The organism is Niabella yanshanensis, assembly GCF_034424215.1.
Lineage (GTDB): Bacteria > Bacteroidota > Bacteroidia > Chitinophagales > Chitinophagaceae > Niabella > Niabella yanshanensis.
Map to the genome: position 1 here is coordinate 2286470 of NZ_CP139960.1, position 19882 is coordinate 2306351.

Sequence of the window (19882 nt, forward strand, 5' to 3'; positions counted from 1 at the left end):
AAGGAAATTTTTGACATAGCTGCTATTTTAATTGATCCAAAACCTGATACATTTTCCTGATTAAAGAAAGCTGGCTGCCGTTGTAATTATTAACAATCATAGAAAAAATATACTCTTTGCCCACCTTCGACTTGTGATAGCCCGTAAAACCTTTCACGCGATTAATCGTTCCGCTTTTCATTTTCATGTCATTGTAAAGAGGTATACCATCATAAAAGTCGGGGTACCAGGACTGCGCTTTTGCATACTTTAAAACAGCTACCTCTGCGTGTGGTGTAATCCTGTTTTGAGGAGACAATCCTGATCCGTCATACAAATGCATTTCCTCAGGGTCTATACCCCTGGTTTTCCAATACTCCTGTACCGCCTCTACTCCTTTTTCAGTAGTGGCTTCCCCTTTCGTCTTTAGTGCTATTGTTCTTATTAGCGCTTCGCCATAAAGATTTACACTTTTTCGTAAGAACCAGTAAACTATTTTAGCCATTGTTGGCGAAGTATGTGTATAAAGCCAATCTATATTATCATAACGCTTACCCGTTAACTGTATATTTTCTTTAACTACAACAATACCCTTCAACTCGTTAATGATGGTTTTGGCAAATTGCCGGGAAGGGTCATATATAGAACCGGCTATTACAAAATCGTTTTTACCGGCAGGTATCGTGCCTTTTAACACACTATAGGCGTTTCCTTTGGATGGATAATACAAACTGGACTCATCTCCGGTCTCTTTGCCTGCAGCTCTTGCTTCGGATATAATTTTGTAGTTATAAAGAAATGGTTTCGTTCTTAAAACAGTTACCGGATCTCCAATATTAGCGCCCGACTTTACGATCAGGTCGAATTGATTCTCGCGCCAGTTCAATCCCTGCGAACCTGCTCCATAATATTGCCCGATATCTTCCCAGGTCCAGCGCGAAGGCAGGCCATCATCAGCGATCCAATCTTTGCTGCTGACGATAATGGACTCCAACTGTTTAACGCCTTTTTCTTTTACCGCATTTTTTATGGCCGCCAATATCACTTCTTCTTTCGTGCTATCCCAACGCCAGCTCCCCAAAGTGGGATCTCCAGACGCCTGTATATAAAGGCTTTTGCCCTTACCAGTATTAACAATACCAAACCTGGTTTCATAAGTAAAATCTTTTCCCAGAACATCCAGGGCGGTAGCCGCGGTAACTATTTTTTCTGTGGAAGCAGGTGCCAGGCCCGTGTAAGCATTTTGTTCCAAAACCGGCTCGCCTGTTTGTTCATTAATTACATATAAACCTGCCAGCGCAAACTTTAATTGGGGATCATCATTAAACTCATCCATAGCTTGCTTTAAACCCTGATGGTCCTGCGCGTAAACACATAAAACGTTCACACAGAATACAAATAGAAAAGCCATTTTTTTCATTGGGTTAAAGTAATCATTTTACTGCAAAAAGCCTCAAAATCATTGATATTTTGGCGATAGTAACCAACGGAAGTTTAACGAATGATTAGGCTGTAAAAAAACAGATAAATGTGGATGTTTATTTTACTTTACTACAACTTCAATATTTATGAGAAACATACTGGCTGGCACTATTATCGTTTTTTTATCGATCGCAGGCTGTCAAGCATCCCAGCAGGCCACCCAATATGAGAAAAGAATTGGCGATATAGATTTCGATCCCAAAAGCGATGACAAGAACTTTGAGCTGTGTTATCCCAATACCATCCAACAATACTTTGCATTTACATCAGATAAGTGTTTCACTGATTACAAGCCGTATATTGATTCTGTATTTTTTGCTTCGTATCGTTCTATACCACTAAAAGAATCCGGATTAATCAGGATCAGATTCGTCGTAAACTGTAAAGGACAAACTGATCGGTTCCGATTACTGGCTATGAATATGCGATACGAACCGATGCGCTTTAACAAGCGCATAACCAGCCAACTTTTATCTATAATAAAAAGCATTAAGGTTTGGCAGGTACAAATGGTAAATGGACAACCGGTCGACTATTATCAGTACCTGATCTTCAAAATCAGAAATGGACAACTAATTGAAATACTTCCATGAAAAAGACACTTATAATCCTCTTGTTACTTGCAGGAAAACTTTCCGCACAGCCTGTTTGCAATGCATTTCTTTATATGAACGATACATTGCAGTACAAGGCGTGTAAGTTGGTAGAAGATATCGATGAAAAGTATTACCAGTTCTCTAAAGAATTTCAAATGCTTTATGATTCTGCCTTGGTGATATGCCCGTATTTTTCGTGGGGATACAGGGAAAAAAGCGTCGCTTACCTGAAGAGCGGCGATTTCATTACCTGGAAAAAACTAATCGACAAAGCCGTGCTATACGACACGCTGCTAAACCTGGGTTACAGGGCCTGGTGCCGGTATGAGTTCTTCAGAGACTATGAGGGAGCTATTGCAGACATTGACCTGTTGGAAACTAAAACGCCGGAAATTGGCTGGGGAATAAATGGCAATTATCATCTCACAGTAACGAAAGCCATCTGCTACAGTGAACTGGGGCAGGGCGCAAAAGCCATTGACATTTTAAGCACCTACCTTCAGAAGGCACACCCTGTTGGTTTATACGATTACTATCAGTTAGGCGCTATTTATTTCAAAAACAAGGACTATACACGGTCGGCGAGTGCCTTTCGAAAGCAAATAGAGCACCATGAGCTGGCGGAGGCGCACTCCTACTTAAGCCTTATCTATAAAAAATTCCATACGGATAGTCTGGCCAACCAGGAACTGCAACAGGCCAGGCAGCTGAAGGCCGAAGGTAAAAAGTTACGCATGGTTTACACGCATCACTCTAATACGATATTTTTTTAACTAACAGGTACTCCTCAACCCGCCCTAAATACTATTTTAGTATTCGCACTTTGTACAGCTTTATATCCGGAATACTGATGACCTGGCTGGGATTAATGCTGTAAATATTAAAAGTCCACCAGCTTTGCTCAGCTTGCGTATATACCAGCCTTTGAGTAGCTTTATTATAATTAGCGGACTTAATATCGTGCTTGCCGGCAAGAGGTTCAAAAACGGCAAATTGTTGCTTTTTAATATCAAATTTAAAAACATTACGATGCGTACTTACGATCATTTCATTGTCATTTACAGTAGAAAGATCATGGCCCCCTTCATCAGGTAGCTTCCAACTCCTCTCTAATACCAGTAATGGTTTTACACTATTCCAGTCCGCCAGCCGATACGATCGCAACTCATCAAAACCCAGGGCAAAAAGCCTTTGCAGCTTTCCATTCCAAACTACACCGTGGCCGGAGTAAAGAGAATCTCTGAATAATCGCTGCGCGCTTTTCTTACTATCATACAGTTCTAGGCTGTTACCCATAGCATGAGTTGATAAAGCCACTGCTATCTTCCCGCCGGGTAGCATTTCGGTCGAGTGCGCCATTGGTGCGTTGGCATAAAACAGCACCTTTTTCGAGGCAACATCTAACAATGCCACCCCGCCACCTGAAGAGGTAATCAACAATTGTTTCCCTCCCTTTACAGGTTTGCACTCATCCAGCGGCACCATTATTTTCCGATACTCCCCTGGAAGGTCCACTGCATCTCCTACTTTCCAGGTCCAGGTAATATGCGCTTTACCCGGTGTTGACTTCCGGCTATCGATCATCACTACTTGATCGCCGCCACAGGCCACCAGGTCCGCCTGCGCTCTGATAGTAACTGCTATCAGCGAGGCAATAAGCAACACAAAAGCTATTTTAAAATTCTTCTTCATATAGGAGCCTATAAATTACTTTTATTGTAAGCTTATTTCAAAGATATTTGTTTTTAAATACAAGTTGAATGAGTGAGATCAATGCCTCTGTCATCACCATTGGAGATGAATTACTAATAGGACAGACTATAGACACCAATAGCGCTTTTATTGGGCAGGAATTAAACAAAGCCGGAATATGGGTAAAACGGCGTGTAGCTGTGGGCGACGTATACAGCGATATATGGAATGCATTAGACGAAGAGAAAAAGTACTCCCGGCTGATCATTATAACCGGGGGACTGGGACCAACGGCAGACGATATTACCAAACCTTTACTTTGCGACTATTTTAACACCAGACTGGTTCGCAATGAAACGGTATTAGCACATATACACCACCTGTTTGTGAATGTTTACAAAAGAAAAGTAGCGCTGTCGGAAGCCAATATACGCCAGGCTGACCTGCCGGAAAGCTGTACCGTGTTGCATAACGAGCATGGGTCTGCTGCAGGGATGTGGTTTGAAACTGAAAACAGAAATGGAGAAAAAGTAATCGTCATTTCAATGCCGGGTGTTCCTTATGAGATGAAAAAAATACTGGTAAACGAAGCGCTACCAAGAATCACTGCTTATTTTGGTGGCGATATCGTAATTCACAAAGTATTATCAACTTTCGGAATGGGTGAATCGATGGTGGCTGAAAAACTAGCTACTCTTGAAAGCCAGCTGCCGTCTTATATCAAACTTGCCTATCTCCCTGGCTATGGTATGGTCAAACTAAGATTAACCGGGAGAGGTAATGACCGCATTCAGCTGGAAGAAGAAATGAGCCGGTTCTACCAGCAACTGAAAGCTCCTTTAAAGCATATTACCATCGCTGAAAATGACGATACACTGGAGATGATCATCGGCCAGCTGTTGCAGAAACAACAAAAAAAAATGGCTACAGCGGAAAGCTGCACAGGCGGTTACATTGCGCATCTGATCACCAGCCTGCCTAAATCTTCATCCCATTTTAACGGATCGGCAGTCACCTATAATAACAAGGCCAAAGAAAACATACTGGGCGTCAACCACGAAACCCTGGAAACACAGGGGGCGGTAAGTGAAGAAACGGCCATTCAAATGGTAGCAGGAGCTCTTGAAAGGTTTGATGCCGATTATGCCCTGGCCACCACCGGCATTATGGGACCTGCCTCCGACAACGATGAAAAGCCCGTGGGAACGGTATGGATAGCTGCGGGAAACCGGCAACACATAGTAACCAAACAACTAAACCTGGGTTACGACCGGCAACGCAACATCCAAAGTACCGCCCTTCAGGCTTTGAACCTGTTGAGGAAATTTGTTATTGACCAGGGAGGTAAAGAATAACACTTAAAAATCAAGCGGTTAATATTGAGTACAACAGCATAAAGGGCCTTCAACTAAAAACCAGCCCTAAAATATAAAGGTATACAGTACCCCGGGATCAAGGTTAGAAACTCAACCTGACATTTACTGCCGTTTCCCTACTTTTGTGAGGCAACATGAAGCAGAAAATGCAGTTGTACGGGTAGAGGCAGCAAGGTTATAAGAATTATTTAAACTGATATCACGATGGCAATAGTTGATCTGGTAATGCCTAAACTAGGCGAAAGCATAATGGAAGCAACCATTTTAAAATGGGTTAAAAATGTGGGCGATATCGTAAAAATGGATGAAACCATTTTAGAGATTGCCACGGATAAAGTGGACAGCGAAGTGCCCAGTACTGCCGAAGGCGTAATAACAGAGTTATTGTTTAAAGAAAATGACGTTGTTCCCATAGATGCTGTGATAGCCAGGATAGAGACCTCTGGCCGCGAATCGGCAGCAACTCCTGTTATTATAGAAGCAGCTCAACCGCTGACAGAAAATGTCATTACTGAAGAAATAAAAGAAACACCTGCAGAAATAGTAGCTACCCAAATAAAAAAAGAGGTAAAATCCCATACAGGAAAGTTTTACTCACCATTAGTACTAAACATAGCAGCACAGGAAAGCATTCCTCTCAGTGAACTGGAGCGAATAGAAGGTACCGGTAACGATGGTCGTGTTACTAAAAATGATTTACTGGATTATATAGCCAGTCGCAGTAAAAAAGAGGTTTCACTGCCTGTGAAAGCAGTAAGCAATGAAACAACTGCAGGTGCTTCGTCCTCTTACAGCAGCCCGGCTACCCAATCAAGCGGAAATCTAGAGATAATCGAAATGGACCGTATGCGCAAGCTTATAGCCGAGCATATGGTACGCAGCGTACAAACCAGCCCGCATGTTACCAGCTTCAGCGAAGCAGATGTTACCAATATTGTATTGTGGCGCGACTCTGTAAAAAGTAGTTTCCAGCAAAGGGAAGGCACCAAGATCACTTTTATGCCTTTGTTCATTGAAGCAATTGTAAGATGTATCAAAAAATTTCCGTTAATCAACAGTTCGGTGGATGGAGATAAGATCATTATCAAGAAAGATATCAATATAGGCATGGCAGCAGCGCTGCCTAACGGTAACCTGATTGTACCCGTTATTAAAAATGCAGACCAGCTAAACCTTGTAGGGTTAACCAAACAGGTAAATCACCTGGCAGATGCTGCCCGAAACAGTAAACTCAAGCCTGACGATACACAAGGTGCTACTTTCACGCTAACTAATGTAGGCACCTTTGGCAGCCTGATGGGTACGCCTATTATCAATCAGCCACAGGTAGCCATTATGGCCGTGGGCGCCATTAAAAAGCGCCCTGTAGTAATAGAAACCCCTCATGGAGATAGTATTGCTATTCGTCATATGATGTATATCAGCATGAGTTACGATCACAGGATTATAGATGGGAGCCTTGGCGCTACTTTTGTTACCGCAGTAGCGAAAGAGCTGGAAAACTTCCAACCTCCGGCATTATAACTTTTTAGCCACAATCTTGATTTTGCTCGGCTACAGCCTTACATGCTACACGCATGATAGGTAAAGCCTGCTATGTCTGGCATACAGCTATTTTTTTATGAAATTTATATTTCGCCAAAACTTCCTTTTTTTACTAATTTTGGCGGAATATATTTTTTCATAATGTCTAAATTCATCGGTAGAAAATACGAGCTGAATATACTTCAGGAATCGCTGGGCAACAGAAATTCTGAGTTAATCGCTATTTACGGCAGAAGACGTGTTGGGAAAACTTTCCTGGTCAGATAGTTTTTTAAAAAGCATATGGTGTTTGAAATTAGTGGCTTATATAACGGCAATATGAACGACCAGATCAGGAACTTCACCCATGAAATTCATAGAAGAGACCGGGGCCTTAAATCAGAAAGTCCCTTAGACTGGCTGGCAGCTTTTTCTTTACTGGAAACATACCTGAATAAACTTAAGAAGCCCGGCAAAAAGGTAATTTTTATCGATGAGTTCCCCTGGATAGCAACCGCAAGGTCAAAGTTCCTGATGGCATTTGAAAACTTCTGGAACCATTATTGCACCAAACGAAAAGACCTGATAGTCGTTATCTGTGGTTCAGCAGCGTCTTATATGATACAAAAAATCATAAAAAATAAGGGAGGCTTACATAACAGAATAACACGACAGATCAGGTTGCTGCCTTTCACGCTGGGAGAAACACAGCAATTTTTAAAAAGCCGGGGTATTGACTATACGTTGTATGATATTACCCAGATTTATATGGCAATGGGCGGTGTTCCTCACTACCTCGAAAAACTTAGCAAAGGAGCCAGTGTGGCACAGAATATAGATCGCCTTTGCTTTGAAAAGGATGGAACTTTAAGAACCGAATTTAATCAATTGTATGCCTCCCTTTTTGACGATTCAGAGAAACATCTTACTATAATTAAAACCCTTGCCAACTCCAACAAAGGTATAACAAGGCTGCAACTGGCCGGGCAAAGTGGTATTGCCAGCGGCGGCGATCTTTCTTTAAAACTTGAAGAACTGATAGAATCGGGGTTTATAAGCGAATACCCTTACTATGGCAATAAAAAGCAGCTTACTCTTTACCGGCTATCCGATGAGTATTCAAAATTTTATCTGAAGTTTATACAAAACAACCGGAATAGCGGTTCCGGAACCTGGCAGAAATTGTACAAAAGTTCTTCCTTTGTTTCATGGGCCGGTTTCAGCTTTGAAACGCTTTGCCTGAAACATATCAGCCAGATAAAAAAAGCATTAAGAATTGACGCCATTTTCTCTACCAACAGCAGCTGGTTTAATGATGTAGCACAAATAGACCTTTTAATCAACAGGGATGATAATATTATGAACCAGTGTGAGATAAAATTCTACAACACTCCTTTTACCATTGACAAACGATACTACCTGAACCTGAAGCATAAGACCGCGGCCCTGCAACAGGCTACCCAAACCCGGAAAAACATTTTCATTACGATGATTACCACATTCGGACTAAACACAAATAAGTATAGTAATGAATTAGTACAAAATAACATTAAGCTGGAAGACCTCTTTGCAGACTAAATTTATAACTCGCCAAAACTACCTTTTTTTTGCAGTTTTGGCGAGTTATGATTTTTACAATGTACCGGTATCCGATACAGGCAAACTATTCCCCGTTTCATACGCTATGCAGGCGCTGCCATTCTTTTATTATTTCTTCGCAACAGTATCATATGTAATACCAGTGTGCACATGATTATGGCAGTACCAAAATAAAATCCTTTATTCAGAACCTGGTTTTCTTTAAACAACAAAAAGGCCATAAGAATACCGTATACAGGCTCTACACTATAGGAAAGATTTACTGTAAATGCAGATAACTTTTTTAATGCATTCATTGAAAACTGAAACGCAATAACAGAGCAAACCCAGGCCAATACCAATAACCACAAAAAATCACTCAATGATGGGAGCAGGCTTTCCACCGGGAAGGCCTGAAGATAAAACGGCATCACCAGGGAAAGTGTTAGAAAGCCGCCTGTCATTTGCCAGGTAAGCACTGTCTGCATATTGATCCGGCCTAGTTTTAGCTTTAATAAAATAGGAAAAAGTGCTCCAAAAAATGCGGCCACTAAACCCAGGGCAATCCCTAATTTGTAGGTGGTATCAAAATGAAAGATCAACCAAATCCCTAATACATTCATCAACCCGAACAGTAATTCTGTCCGGTTGATTCGAACCCTGTTAATCAAAGGTTCTAAAATAGAAGAAAAAAAGCTGATCACCGAAAAACAAACCAGGGCTATAGAAACATTTCCATATTTTATAGAAGCATAAAAAAACACCCAATGCAAGGCGCTTATAAAACCAGCTCCGGTTAAATACCAGATATCTTTCAATGGTATTTTCTGAATGCGTTTAGTGGCATAAAAAAGCATCCACAAGGTAATGGCTGTAATAAGCAGACGATACCAAACAATAAGTCCTTCATTAAGTGTAATTAAACGTCCTAAAACTCCTGTAAATCCTGCCAGTAACACAGCTATATGTAATTGAAAAAAAGATTTTCTCATGGGGCCGCAAAGCTAGCTATTTTAAAAATAAGACGAAATAATGACTTTTTAAAGGTTAGCAGTATTAGCGGCCCTTTGCGTATTTTTGGGGGAAGCGATCAAACTCATTTGATCGTCCCACCGTTATGCAGGAACAAAAAATAAATGTCAGCTCTGAAACAGGCACATTAAAAAGACTTTTAGTACACAGTCCGGATAGTGGATTAGGCAAGGTTGTCCCGTCCAAAGCGCAGGACTGGCTTTTTGAGGATATAGTACACCTGGACACGATCAGGCGCAAAGAGTACGACTACTACACCAAGCTATTACTTTACTTTCTCGATCCCGAAAAAATAAAAGGCAGGCTGGCTGAAATAGATGATAAAAAGAATGACTTCAATTTTTTCAAGCCATCCAGCAGCCATTTTTACCAATCGACCCATGTAATAGAAATCGAGTGGCTATTGGCGCAAATACTTGAAGACCGCGACATCCGTTCGAAACTGGTTGCTTCAGTTTGTGCCATCGAAAACTGTTCTTATAAAGTACAGGATGAATTAATGAATTTAGAGGCGCATGACCTGGCCAATGTTTTTATTACCGGCACCTATAAGAATACCGAGATGTTGTTCCCGCCGGTTCCCAATTTTATTTTTACGCGGGATATAGGGATTGTCATCAACAACCATATCCTTTTAAATAAACCGGCCAAGCAGGCCCGTACCAGGGAAGCATTGCTGATGAGATACATATTTTTCAACCATTCGCTCTTTAAAAGTTACCGGGACAATATTATTGAATTACCCGAAAGCCCTCAGCAATTCTTACTTCCGGCAGATTCGGAAGATAAGCTGGTAACCCTGGAGGGCGGCGATATAATGGTAGTAAGCCCCGAACATGTATTGATAGGCGTTAGTGAACGAACATCCATGGAGGCCGCCCATATTGCTATTAAAACATTATTTGAAAAGAATGTTGTAAAGAAAATATCTGTTGTAAAGATTCCTAAAAAAAGGGACTACATGCACATAGATACCATTTTTACACAGGTGAAAAAAAATATGTGGGTAATGCTGGGAAAATTCTCAAGGAAACATGTAAAGAAAGAAGATGCAGATGATATACAGAAAGCGCTGGATACAAGAAAGAAAGACGAGAGCATTAGCATCATTCAGTTTAAAAAGAAAGACATTGGCAATCCTGTTTACTTCGAAACACTTGAGGATCTTTTGATCGACATTAGCAAGAATGATTTACAGTGTGAGGATAAAGTAAAATTCATATACTCAGGCAATAACGAATTTCCTTTCGATGTACGTGAGCAATGGACAGATAGCTGCAATTTACTGGCGCTGAAAGAAGGTGTCGTAGTAGGTTATGACCGCAACGACAAAACGCTCCAGGCTTTTGTCAAGGCCGGTTTTAAAACTATTCGGGTGAAAGACCTGTTGCAGCAATTTGAATCAGACGCAATAACTCCCAAAGACATTAAAAATACTTTTATTGTTATGCCATCTGCAGAGTTGTCGCGGGCCCGTGGAGGCTTCCATTGTATGAGTATGCCCTTACTGAGAGAAGAAGTATAATTGCGAAACCGCTACATAAAAAACATGTTCTAACCAATCGACTATCTAATAATATCTGCCAATAAAAAAAATGACCACTTCCACATTGTTAATGATTCGTCCTGCCGCATTTGCTTTTAATCCGCAAACGGCAGTTAATAATAGTTTTCAAAAAATAACGGAACAACTTGATGTGCATGAAAAAGCCCTGCTTGAATTCGACAACTTTGTGCATATACTAAGCGTTTATGGCATCAAGGTTACTGTCATACAGGATACGTTGGAACCACACACACCGGATTCTGTATTTCCCAATAACTGGATTTCTTTTCATGAAGATGGAACTGTAGTACTTTACCCAATGTTTGCCAACAACCGCAAACTAGAGCGTAATAAAAATGTGGTAGAGAAACTGAAGGAAACATTCTTTATTCGGTCCACTATCGATTTAACAACGTATGAACAGCAAAATGCCTACCTGGAAGGCACGGGCAGTATGGTATTAGACAGAGATCATGAAGTAGCGTATGCCTGCCTTTCTCCCAGAACCAATGCTTCTGTCTTATATGACTTTTGCGACTCCATAGGTTACAGCCCCGTATTATTTAATGCGGTAGATGAAAATGAAAAGGAAATTTATCATACCAATGTGATGATGTGCATGGCTGACACTTATGTTGTTATTTGCCTGGAGAGTATCAAAGATCAATTACAACAGCGAATGCTGGCTGATAAGTTTAAAGAAACCGGCAAGGAAGTCATTGAGATCGACCTGCAACAAATGAATCATTTTGCAGGTAATATGCTGCAGGTAGAAAATATCGCCGGCAACCAGTTTCTTATCATGTCTACGCAAGCCTACAATAGCTTAACAGCAGAACAAATTACTGTTTTGGAATCATTTAATCCTATTATTCATTCGTCGCTTAATACCATTGAACAAAATGGCGGAGGAAGCGCCCGATGTATGATGGCTGAGATATTCCTGCCACTTCAATCCGATCATTCTTAAAATCACAATAATGTATATGCGCTTTCTTTTTATTTTTTTATTGATCAACTTTAATGTTAAAGCGCAGCAGTCTTATAAAGATAGCATCCAGGCATTTGTTGATGACTATAAGTCGAATCACGGCGTGGTAAAAAACCGGGACAGGCAATACCTGCAGTTTTTCCCGATAGATGAAAAAGCCCGAATAAAAGCTCATTTTGAACCAGTGAAAAACGCGGAATGGTTTAACCTGCCTACGTCCAGTGGTAGGACTAAAATGTACAGGCAATACGGAAAGCTTAGTTTTCTTTACGAGGGCTCGATGCAGGTTTTATATGTTTATCAATCACAGTCGTTACTACAGGATCCCAAACATATGAATGATCTTTTTTTACCCTTCACCGATCTTACTACGGGGAAAGAGTCTTACGAAACGGGAAGATATATTGACCTCACTGTTTCCGATATAAAAGGCAGCCAGATAACAGTTGACTTTAACAAGTCTTACAACCCATATTGCGCCTATGTTTCGGGCATTTATAGCTGTCCTATCCCACCCAAAGAAAACAGGCTTAGGGTAGCTATCAGGGCAGGAGAGAAAAAATATTTGAAGGAACATTAGTGGATTGCGAAAGCACAGGCTTTCATCTATCTGATGCAAATCTGTGCTTTCCCCATACATTCTGCATCTTATAGACTAACGCAAAGTCGCCCTTAATCCTTCGTCAAAACTTACCGGCTCGTATTTCAGGTCGCTGATAGCTTTATTAATATCTAATCCGCCTTTTAGAGGCCGCTGCGCCAGCTCTTTAAGCTCATCCTTTGTAACCGGCCTTATCAGGTGATCGGAAATACCTAAAGACTCAGCAACACGCTGAGCCATCTCGAAGGGGGTTAATATATTTTTGCCTGCAATATTAAATACACCTCCCGTCCTTTGTTTTACAATAGCCGCAATGCCATTAGCAAGATCGCTTACATACGTGGGTGTTCTCAACTGATCGTTCACCACATTAAAGGGTTGCTTTGTTCTGATCTTATCAGCAATCATCGTAATAAAATTGCCCCGGCCGTATAAGGGTTTACCATACACGAAAGAGGTACGTACTATAGCCCAGCCATGCCGGTACTCCATTACAGCTTCTTCAGCATCCATCTTGGTTTTGCCATAATAGCTTACCGGCGCGGGTTTGTCCTCTTCTTTATACATTCCTTTTTCGCCGTCAAAAATAAAATCAGTTGAGAGGAAGATAAAGAAGGACTTATAAGCTTCAGCATTTAATAGTAGCTGCACCGTTCCAAACACATTGGTATCAAAAGCATCCGATTGCTTTATTTCGCAATCATCAGGCCTGCTCATAGCACCGCTATGCACCACTATATCAGGCTGTACAAACTCAAAGGCATCATGCAGAGAAAAGGGATCAGAAAAATCAACCTGGATAAAGCGATAGTTTTTATTTGTGTTGAATGACGACAGGTCCCCTGTGCGGGAAGAAGCAAATACTTCATGCCCATCGGCCAACAACTGGGCCACTATATAACTACCAACAAAGCCATTGGCTCCGGTTACAAATACTTTCATATCAATTTGTTAAAGCGTAAATAGTAAATTCTTTTTAACAGATATTATATCGCTAAAATAGAATTCCTTTCGTTTCATTGTACAAATTTTTAAAACCCATACAAATAGAGGTGAAAATAAAACTTCGCCCCAGCCTTAGCCCCGGTTTATTAAAAGAAATTGAGGGTCAGGCTTTAAATCTTTTTTTAACCTACCATTAATACCCTTACACAAAAAACTCCGGCAAATGCCGGAGCTTTTAATATCTGTATACATACACGGCTAAGAAACTTAGCCCAGGTAAGACTTCAAAGCACTGCTATACCTTGCTTTTTGCAGGCGCTTAATCGCACGCTCCTTGATCTGGCGGATACGTTCTTTAGTCAAATCATATTTCTGACCAATTTGTTCAATAGTAACGCCATTCTCACCATCTAAACCGAAATAAGCATTTACTATTTCAGCTTCACGGGGAGAAAGTGATTTCAATACGCGACGGATCTCATTACGTAAAGAATCTTTCATTACATCATCATCTGTATCCGACCCGCCCTCAAGCAGATCTCCCATAGCCACATCTTCTGCCTCATGCACGGGTGCATCAAGAGAGGTATGACGGGTATTGCTCTGGAAAATATTATTGATCTCTGTTTCACTCATCTCCAGCAATTCTGAAAGCTCTTCGGTAGAAGGCTCCCTTTCATGCTCCTGTTCAAAAGCCATATAAGCTTTATTGGCTTTATTATAAGTACCGATTTTATTTTGAGGTAAACGAACTAAACGTCCTTGTTCAGCCAAAGCCTGTAAGATACTTTGGCGAATCCACCATACGGCATAAGAAATGAACTTAAAACCTTTTGTTTCATCGAAACGCTGGGCAGCTTTGATCAAACCTAAGTTGCCTTCGTTGATCAGATCACTCAGAGATAAACCCTGGTGCTGGTACTGTTTCGCAACCGAAACTACGAAACGGAGGTTGGCCTGAACGAGCTTATCTAAAGCGCGCTGGTCGCCCATTTTTATTTTTTGAGCAAGAGTAGTCTCTTCCTCTGGTGTGATCATAGAAATTTTAGAGATCTCCTGCAGGTATTTTTCAACCGCCTGTGAATCCCTGTTGGTAATCTGAGTAGCAATTTTGAGCTGACGCATATTTTAATTGAATCTCCTTTTGGTAACTTTAGTGTAGGATTGTACCTAAATATAAATAATAACTTGCAAAAATACGCAGAAATCTGAAGAAAATCAACAGGTATTAGCTAACATATTCTAAAATCTGCCGATAATCCTATAAATTCTTCGCCTTACTATATTATAACGTATTAAACAGTGGTTGGTTGGCTCTTTTTATAATTTGTTCGGGCGAAAATAATCATGGCAATACCGCCCAATATAATCGCAAAGGATATTAATTGAGCCTGAGTCATTTCAATTCCAAGGAAATGCATTTTTACATTCACACGAATACGCTCAATCATAAAGCGCTCCAGCCCGTTAAATACGAGGTAAATGCCAAATAATAGTCCCGGTACTTTAATTTTCTTGCGAAGCATCCACAATATGCCGAATAAAATAAGACACATGATAATTTCATACAAGGAAGTAGGAAACACAGGAACCGGCAAATGATTACAATACTGAAGATCAGCGCAATTAGCCAGTCTAACACCGGTTTCGTTAACATTATGAGGGAAGTCATAAGCAAAAAACCAGTCGGGAAGAAAGCTCAGGAAGCCTGGTTTTGAAAAGAACGTGTGATGGGTGTCATGGCGGGCAAAGAATTCGGCATTCGCGTTGACAGCTGCTTCAAAGTCACCCTGCGCGGCAGGCAAAATGCCGCCGTTGGGTGTTGTTTTAAAGGCTGCATTGTAAATACCCCAGTCTCCGTCTCCCGAAACCTGGCAGCCTATTCTGCCCAGGCCATAGGCCAGCATCATTACCGGCCCCATCACATCCACAAAATGGATAAAAGGAATTTTATGCTTGCGGGTGAACCACCACAAAGCGATACCCGCCAAAATAAGTCCGCCGTAAAAAGTCAGTCCCGATGCAGAAAATATAGAAGAAGGATCCTTTATAAAAGAATCCCAGTTTTCGAACGTATCAAATATTTTAGCACCTACCAGTCCGAATATCAGGGCGATCATGGTAATTTCTCCCACCCTGTCATGAGGCCACACACGAATCGTTCTTGTTTCCGGTTTAGCTAATTTTTGCTTGTTTTTCTCGCGCCACTTCATCGCAGCAAAAACAGCCCCTAACGCGAGTCCGGCCAGCCAGTTACCCTGCGATGAAAAAATATAATCCTGGGGATTTACAGTTAATGAATTCTTTAAAAATGCCAGTCCTAAAATCTTATATCCCAATAAAAAACCTAATAAAAAATTAGTGGCCAGCTCACTTATTGATGCAGGATGCCCTACTGTAATCGTTTCTTCAGTTGGCTGAAAAATGCCTTCTTTACTTTTTCGCCTTAGTTCTTTAGCGAGCACAACAGAGCATACGATAAAACCTATTGCTACAAAAAAACCAAAAGAATTTACAAAATGTAAAAACTTCCATTCTACACCAAACCAGTCCCGGAAAACATAATATAAATTAGGATACATTCAGCAGGTAATTTAATTTATTTGCGGCAATATTACGATAAATTGAGGGTAAAAGCTGATAACTTAAATGCCTGCCTGACAGAAGTCAGGGTTGACGATAGTTTAACACCATACTCATTCAAGAAAAAAGGATGCACTTTTTAATAAAGCACATCCCTTTTAAACTATTATACTTACTAACCAACTAATTTTTAACTGCAATATTCGTCGAAAGCTGCAAGCAAATTCTGAGCGATCATTTGCGCCGATCGACCTTCAATCATATGCCTTTCGATAAAATGTACCAGTTTACCATCCTTGAACAATGCAATAGATGGAGACGATGGAGGATAAGGCAACAAATGCTCACGCACTTGTTTCACCGCGTCGAGGTCGAAACCTGCAAAGCTTGTAGTTAAATGGTCAGGTTTTTTCTCTGCATTGGCTACCGCCATTAATACACCAGGTCTTGCGGTACCTGCCGAACAACCACATACAGAGTTGATCACTAAGAGATTAGTACCACCTTCGGCGAGACTCGCATTTACTTCTTCGGGAGTTTGCAACTCCACAAACCCATTATCTGTTAATTCCTCTTTCATAGGAACTACTATTTCTGCAGGATACATATCGCTGTTTTAAATTTTGATTAATTATTGAATTATTTAACACAAAAGTAGATAAAAAGTTTTGCGCTGCCTTAACAACCAGTACACTTCTACCGATTATGCAGGGTTATCAAAATATTATGTGCCAGCTATTCCCGTTAAAAAATATTAAATTTATGACATTCAATATTTATTACCTCATCATCTTAAACACTTTAAACATGAAAATTTCTGGCAGTTCTAAGTTTATCGCTGAGATAATCGGCACTATGGTGCTCGTATTAATGGGATGTGGCAGTGCAGTAATTGCCGGCGCCGATGGCACAACCGGCGTTGGCTTACTAGGTATTTCTTTTGCTTTCGGATTAAGTGTGGTAGCTATGGCATATGCTATAGGGCATATTTCGGGGTGCCATATTAATCCTGCTATTTCCATTGCAATGGTTATAGCAGGGCGTATGAAAGCATCCGAAGCAGCTTCTTACATCGCGGCTCAGATTATAGGAGCGCTTTTGGGAGCTGGCCTGCTTTATCTGATTGCAAGCGGTAAGGCAGAGTACGCTGGTGGCCTAGGACAAAACGGGTATGGAGATTTCTCTCCTCAAAAGTATAACCTCACCAGCGGTTTTGTAGCAGAGGTAATTTTTACTTTCATTTTCCTGTTAGTGATTTTAGGATCAACTTCCAGTAAAAATATTAACGGCGGGTTTGCGGGGCTAAGTATCGGACTAAGCCTGGTGTTGATCCATATTGTGGGTATCCCCATCACAGGAGTATCTGTAAACCCGGCGCGTAGCATTGGTCCGGCAGTTTTTGTAGGTGGAGGCGCCCTCGAACAAGTATGGCTGTTTATAGCAGCTCCTGTAGCCGGAGCAATACTGGCAGCTCTTGTATGGAATACACTGATAGAAAAGCGCGAAAAATCATGAACTAAGACACTATGTCATTAAGGACTTAAATCAACTGCAAAAATGTCGCAAAAATTTCGTTGGTCTGTATTTTGAACATTGCGTTATCGTAACAAAAATCATTTTAAAAATTTAAATCGAATACAATGACAAACGTAAAATTCAACGGTGTTCCTTTTGAAAGAACTTTTACCAGCTTAGTAGATGACTTCTTTACAGAAATTCCGGGTTTATTAAAAACCGAGGTTGCAAAGCCTAACATTAAAGGACATGCGCCTGTAAATATTACTGAGCACGAAAACGAATACCAGATTGAGGTAATAGCTCCTGGATATGATAAAAGCGACTTTAAAATTAAGGTGGAGAATAATATTTTGACCATTTCTGCAGAAAAGAACGCGGAAGAGCAAAAAGAGAATGGTAAATCCATCCGCAAAGAATTTCAGTTACGTTCTTTCAAAAGAACTTTCACTATTGATAATAAAATAGATAGTGAAAAGATTAACGCGCGTTTTGTTAATGGAATCTTAATAGTAACATTACAGCGCAAGGAAGAAGCTAAAGCAGCGTCAAAAGATATAGAAGTACAATAACAAGTTTTTCTCATAAGCAGTTAGTTTTGGTTTAAACCCTTCGTTTCCACGAAGGGTTTTTTTTTTATCAATCTAAAGCGGAACCAATACCCGCTTTTCGCCGTCTTATGCGTAAATTTGCGTTTATTGAAAATTCAAGTTTCCCAAATGCGTTATCCTATTCTTATTTTATTACTATTATTTTTTTCGGTCACCAGGGCCCAGGTGAAGCCGGATAGTATAGTATTGAAGCCGATACATGAGATACCACATATTTTCAATCCTGATACTGCGCTCAGGATTACCAATTTCAGCCCATTTTTTTCGCTACATGTGGATTCCAGTTTAAATTACCGGTTTCTAATTAATAAAGATCAGAAGAAGTACCACTGGTTTATTAAAGATGCGCCTCCCGGGTTTAAAATAGATAAGGACAACGGTACACTAAGCTTTCGTACTACCAAGTCGCTTTTTCTATCAGGCCGTTTAAAATACGACAGGGAGTATCCCGTTAAATTTGGTATACAAAGCTTTTCGAATCCTGCAGACAGGCTGGATACTACCTTGAACGTAATTTTTTATAGTACCGATGTTGTCTATCCCAAAATAAAACCTTCAGTTGTAAGCCCGGTTACTATCAACGAAGGGGACAGGCTAAGTTTTAATGTACTTTGCGAAAACGGAAATTTCCCGATTGAAAAAATATTGATGTCCAGTGATATTTCAATTGGCAACTTTAAACTGCCCAAAACCTGTGATGATAATTTTGAATGGATTCCTGGTTATGATTTTGTTACGGAGAAAGATGCCAAAGGAGAAAGAATCGTAAATCTTGAGTTCATTGGCACCACTAATTTTAACTTTGCTGATACTGCACGGGTAAAAGTGGTAGTGAAGGACGGCTTGAACTACGATATTGCAACCAAAGAGTATAATGACGCTTTAAGCCTGATGAAGATATGGATACTCCGTTATAAATATACGTTTTATCAACTGGATAAGAAGATCAAAAAAACAAAGGGATGGCGCTCAGGATTTGACATCACCACTGCATCTACTACTTTAACAGGTACCGTTTTGGCCACTACAGCCGACAAAGAAGATACCAAGAAACAAAATACAGGCAAGATACTTCCAAGCATAGGTGTGGTAGCGATGCCTGTAAAAGAAGCAGCCGCTCCGCAGAAAACAACCGAACAAAACCAGGCAACCTTATTGCGTGTTAATATTAAGCGACTGGATTATATGATGACAGAAACCCAATTGCTGGGCGACAGGGATCCGTTGATCAGGGAAAAGACAGAAACGCTTAAGAAAGAATTACGGCAGAGCCAGGACCAGTTGCGGGAGGTTCCTACCGAGATGTCTGAACGTTTTTCGGAAAAACAGTTAAACGAATATTTTGATAATCCCAGGGTGCAAAAGAAATACCGTTTTCGATAATTGATAACAGTTGACTAAAATAACAAAGAGGCTTTCGTATCTGAAAGCCTCTTTTATTTGGAGCTGGAACTATTGACTTACTTTTAGTTTTCTTTGGCCCGTTACACGAAACCAGGCGGGGCTTTTACCGGGCCAGGCATTTTTTGGCAGCGCCTTCCATTATTATTTTAATATCGTTGGGCGCTATTTTGCCTGCATCTTTATACGCATGTTGCTCTTCAATCATCTCCCCGCTGAATTGACACATGCAGGTAATAACAGCAGAATCAGGTTGCTGTCCCCGCTCCTCGTAGGTTTTCTTTGCTGACGAGATACAGTTGCGCATAAATTCTTTTCTTTCGCTCTGCGCCCAGTTGCCTTTTGCGCTTTTTTTGTCCTTTGTGCCACAAGCATTCAAAAGAATGACGCACACAGATAAAAGCAGGATTATTTTTTTCATTAGAGTAGT

The 19882-nt window shown here is 40.6% G+C and carries 20 protein-coding genes; 12 read left to right on the top strand and 8 right to left on the bottom strand.

Translation table 11 applies throughout. From position 1 onward, the window contains the following. Positions 1–22: 22 nt before the first annotated feature. On the bottom strand, positions 23–1390 hold the full coding sequence (dacB, locus tag U0035_RS09215; protein ID WP_245957781.1) for a D-alanyl-D-alanine carboxypeptidase/D-alanyl-D-alanine endopeptidase: 1368 nt from the start codon (positions 1388–1390) through the stop codon (positions 23–25). 157 nt (positions 1391–1547) lie between these two features. On the opposite strand from dacB, the gene U0035_RS09220 reads away from it, so the two are divergent. Further along, a complete protein-coding gene (locus U0035_RS09220; protein ID WP_114792024.1) occupies positions 1548–2054 on the top strand; it encodes a hypothetical protein in 507 nt (168 codons plus the stop codon). Continuing rightward, positions 2051–2830 carry a tetratricopeptide repeat protein gene (locus U0035_RS09225; RefSeq protein WP_114792025.1) on the top strand — a complete coding sequence of 260 codons (780 nt, stop codon included), beginning with the start codon at positions 2051–2053 and terminating at the stop codon, positions 2828–2830. The genes U0035_RS09220 and U0035_RS09225 overlap by 4 nt, the downstream gene beginning before the upstream one ends. Before the next feature lie 31 nt (positions 2831–2861). On the opposite strand, the gene U0035_RS09230 is transcribed toward U0035_RS09225, so the two are convergent. Next, positions 2862–3749, bottom strand: coding sequence for a DUF6528 family protein (locus U0035_RS09230; RefSeq protein ID WP_114792026.1), 888 nt, complete (start codon positions 3747–3749; stop codon positions 2862–2864). 68 nt (positions 3750–3817) lie between these two features. Here U0035_RS09230 and U0035_RS09235 point away from each other — a divergent pair, with 68 nt between their 5' ends. The 4 genes from U0035_RS09235 to U0035_RS09250 all read left to right on the top strand — a co-directional run bounded on the left by U0035_RS09235 (position 3818) and on the right by U0035_RS09250 (position 8227). Next, positions 3818–5104, top strand: a complete 1287-nt coding sequence (locus U0035_RS09235) for a CinA family nicotinamide mononucleotide deamidase-related protein (RefSeq protein WP_114792027.1) — start codon at positions 3818–3820, stop codon at positions 5102–5104. Between the two features lie 225 nt (positions 5105–5329). Further along, the gene (locus U0035_RS09240) at positions 5330–6649 is read left to right on the top strand and encodes a dihydrolipoamide acetyltransferase family protein (protein WP_114792028.1); all 1320 of its coding nucleotides are present in this window, start codon (positions 5330–5332) and stop codon (positions 6647–6649) included. Positions 6650–6811: 162 nt separating this feature from the next. Next, positions 6812–6937 (top strand): ATP-binding protein, encoded by a 126-nt coding sequence (locus tag U0035_RS09245; protein ID WP_162817948.1) that lies wholly within the window; start codon positions 6812–6814, stop codon positions 6935–6937. A gap of 15 nt (positions 6938–6952) precedes the next feature. After that, positions 6953–8227 (top strand): AAA family ATPase, encoded by a 1275-nt coding sequence (locus U0035_RS09250; protein ID WP_114792030.1) that lies wholly within the window; start codon positions 6953–6955, stop codon positions 8225–8227. 104 nt (positions 8228–8331) lie between these two features. Here the strand turns inward: U0035_RS09250 and U0035_RS09255 are convergent, their stop codons facing one another. Then, entirely contained in the window at positions 8332–9219 is an 888-nt protein-coding gene (locus U0035_RS09255; protein ID WP_114792031.1) for a DMT family transporter, read from the bottom strand. A gap of 125 nt (positions 9220–9344) precedes the next feature. Here U0035_RS09255 and U0035_RS09260 point away from each other — a divergent pair, with 125 nt between their 5' ends. From U0035_RS09260 to U0035_RS09270, 3 genes are all read left to right on the top strand, one after another. Beyond that, a complete protein-coding gene (locus U0035_RS09260; protein WP_114792032.1) occupies positions 9345–10784 on the top strand; it encodes an arginine deiminase family protein in 1440 nt (479 codons plus the stop codon). A gap of 70 nt (positions 10785–10854) precedes the next feature. Then, positions 10855–11775, top strand: a complete 921-nt coding sequence (gene ctlX, locus U0035_RS09265; RefSeq protein WP_245957782.1) for a citrulline utilization hydrolase CtlX — start codon at positions 10855–10857, stop codon at positions 11773–11775. 16 nt (positions 11776–11791) lie between these two features. Then, on the top strand, positions 11792–12376 hold the full coding sequence (locus U0035_RS09270; RefSeq protein WP_114792242.1) for a DUF1684 domain-containing protein: 585 nt from the start codon (positions 11792–11794) through the stop codon (positions 12374–12376). A gap of 75 nt (positions 12377–12451) precedes the next feature. Here U0035_RS09270 and U0035_RS09275 read toward each other — a convergent pair whose 3' ends face one another. The 4 genes from U0035_RS09275 to U0035_RS09290 all read right to left on the bottom strand — a co-directional run bounded on the left by U0035_RS09275 (position 12452) and on the right by U0035_RS09290 (position 16532). After that, positions 12452–13339, bottom strand: a complete 888-nt coding sequence (locus tag U0035_RS09275; protein WP_114792034.1) for an SDR family oxidoreductase — start codon at positions 13337–13339, stop codon at positions 12452–12454. Between the two features lie 270 nt (positions 13340–13609). Then, the gene (locus U0035_RS09280; protein ID WP_008585204.1) at positions 13610–14467 is read right to left on the bottom strand and encodes a sigma-70 family RNA polymerase sigma factor; all 858 of its coding nucleotides are present in this window, start codon (positions 14465–14467) and stop codon (positions 13610–13612) included. Positions 14468–14637: 170 nt separating this feature from the next. Next, positions 14638–15924: a prolipoprotein diacylglyceryl transferase gene (locus U0035_RS09285; RefSeq protein ID WP_114792035.1), complete on the bottom strand. Its 1287-nt coding sequence runs from the start codon at positions 15922–15924 to the stop codon at positions 14638–14640. A gap of 191 nt (positions 15925–16115) precedes the next feature. Next, positions 16116–16532 carry a BrxA/BrxB family bacilliredoxin gene (locus tag U0035_RS09290; RefSeq protein ID WP_114792036.1) on the bottom strand — a complete coding sequence of 139 codons (417 nt, stop codon included), beginning with the start codon at positions 16530–16532 and terminating at the stop codon, positions 16116–16118. 200 nt (positions 16533–16732) lie between these two features. Here U0035_RS09290 and aqpZ point away from each other — a divergent pair, with 200 nt between their 5' ends. The 3 genes from aqpZ (at position 16733) to U0035_RS09305 (ending at position 19434) form a co-directional block, all read left to right on the top strand. After that, entirely contained in the window at positions 16733–17440 is a 708-nt protein-coding gene (gene aqpZ / locus U0035_RS09295) for an aquaporin Z (RefSeq protein WP_114792243.1), read from the top strand. A gap of 125 nt (positions 17441–17565) precedes the next feature. Continuing rightward, positions 17566–18012, top strand: a complete 447-nt coding sequence (locus U0035_RS09300; RefSeq protein WP_114792037.1) for an Hsp20/alpha crystallin family protein — start codon at positions 17566–17568, stop codon at positions 18010–18012. Positions 18013–18138: 126 nt separating this feature from the next. Continuing rightward, entirely contained in the window at positions 18139–19434 is a 1296-nt protein-coding gene (locus tag U0035_RS09305) for a hypothetical protein (RefSeq protein WP_162817949.1), read from the top strand. Positions 19435–19558: 124 nt separating this feature from the next. On the opposite strand, the gene U0035_RS09310 is transcribed toward U0035_RS09305, so the two are convergent. Next, positions 19559–19873, bottom strand: a complete 315-nt coding sequence (locus tag U0035_RS09310; RefSeq protein ID WP_114792039.1) for a hypothetical protein — start codon at positions 19871–19873, stop codon at positions 19559–19561. Positions 19874–19882: the final 9 nt, after the last annotated feature.

Excerpts from the sequence above, each read along its gene's own strand:
- dacB (WP_245957781.1), bottom strand. The coding sequence starts at position 1,390 with ATGGCTTTTCTATTTGTATTCTGTGTGAACGTTTTATGTGTTTACGCG.
- U0035_RS09220 (WP_114792024.1), top strand. The coding sequence starts at position 1,548 with ATGAGAAACATACTGGCTGGCACTATTATCGTTTTTTTATCGATCGCA.
- U0035_RS09225 (WP_114792025.1), top strand. The coding sequence starts at position 2,051 with ATGAAAAAGACACTTATAATCCTCTTGTTACTTGCAGGAAAACTTTCC.
- U0035_RS09230 (WP_114792026.1), bottom strand. The coding sequence starts at position 3,749 with ATGAAGAAGAATTTTAAAATAGCTTTTGTGTTGCTTATTGCCTCGCTG.
- U0035_RS09235 (WP_114792027.1), top strand. The coding sequence starts at position 3,818 with ATGAGTGAGATCAATGCCTCTGTCATCACCATTGGAGATGAATTACTA.
- U0035_RS09240 (WP_114792028.1), top strand. The coding sequence starts at position 5,330 with ATGGCAATAGTTGATCTGGTAATGCCTAAACTAGGCGAAAGCATAATG.
- U0035_RS09245 (WP_162817948.1), top strand. The coding sequence starts at position 6,812 with ATGTCTAAATTCATCGGTAGAAAATACGAGCTGAATATACTTCAGGAA.
- U0035_RS09250 (WP_114792030.1), top strand. The coding sequence starts at position 6,953 with ATGGTGTTTGAAATTAGTGGCTTATATAACGGCAATATGAACGACCAG.
- U0035_RS09255 (WP_114792031.1), bottom strand. The coding sequence starts at position 9,219 with ATGAGAAAATCTTTTTTTCAATTACATATAGCTGTGTTACTGGCAGGA.
- U0035_RS09260 (WP_114792032.1), top strand. The coding sequence starts at position 9,345 with ATGCAGGAACAAAAAATAAATGTCAGCTCTGAAACAGGCACATTAAAA.
- ctlX (WP_245957782.1), top strand. The coding sequence starts at position 10,855 with ATGACCACTTCCACATTGTTAATGATTCGTCCTGCCGCATTTGCTTTT.
- U0035_RS09270 (WP_114792242.1), top strand. The coding sequence starts at position 11,792 with ATGCGCTTTCTTTTTATTTTTTTATTGATCAACTTTAATGTTAAAGCG.
- U0035_RS09275 (WP_114792034.1), bottom strand. The coding sequence starts at position 13,339 with ATGAAAGTATTTGTAACCGGAGCCAATGGCTTTGTTGGTAGTTATATA.
- U0035_RS09280 (WP_008585204.1), bottom strand. The coding sequence starts at position 14,467 with ATGCGTCAGCTCAAAATTGCTACTCAGATTACCAACAGGGATTCACAG.
- U0035_RS09285 (WP_114792035.1), bottom strand. The coding sequence starts at position 15,924 with ATGTATCCTAATTTATATTATGTTTTCCGGGACTGGTTTGGTGTAGAA.
- U0035_RS09290 (WP_114792036.1), bottom strand. The coding sequence starts at position 16,532 with ATGTATCCTGCAGAAATAGTAGTTCCTATGAAAGAGGAATTAACAGAT.
- aqpZ (WP_114792243.1), top strand. The coding sequence starts at position 16,733 with ATGAAAATTTCTGGCAGTTCTAAGTTTATCGCTGAGATAATCGGCACT.
- U0035_RS09300 (WP_114792037.1), top strand. The coding sequence starts at position 17,566 with ATGACAAACGTAAAATTCAACGGTGTTCCTTTTGAAAGAACTTTTACC.
- U0035_RS09310 (WP_114792039.1), bottom strand. The coding sequence starts at position 19,873 with ATGAAAAAAATAATCCTGCTTTTATCTGTGTGCGTCATTCTTTTGAAT.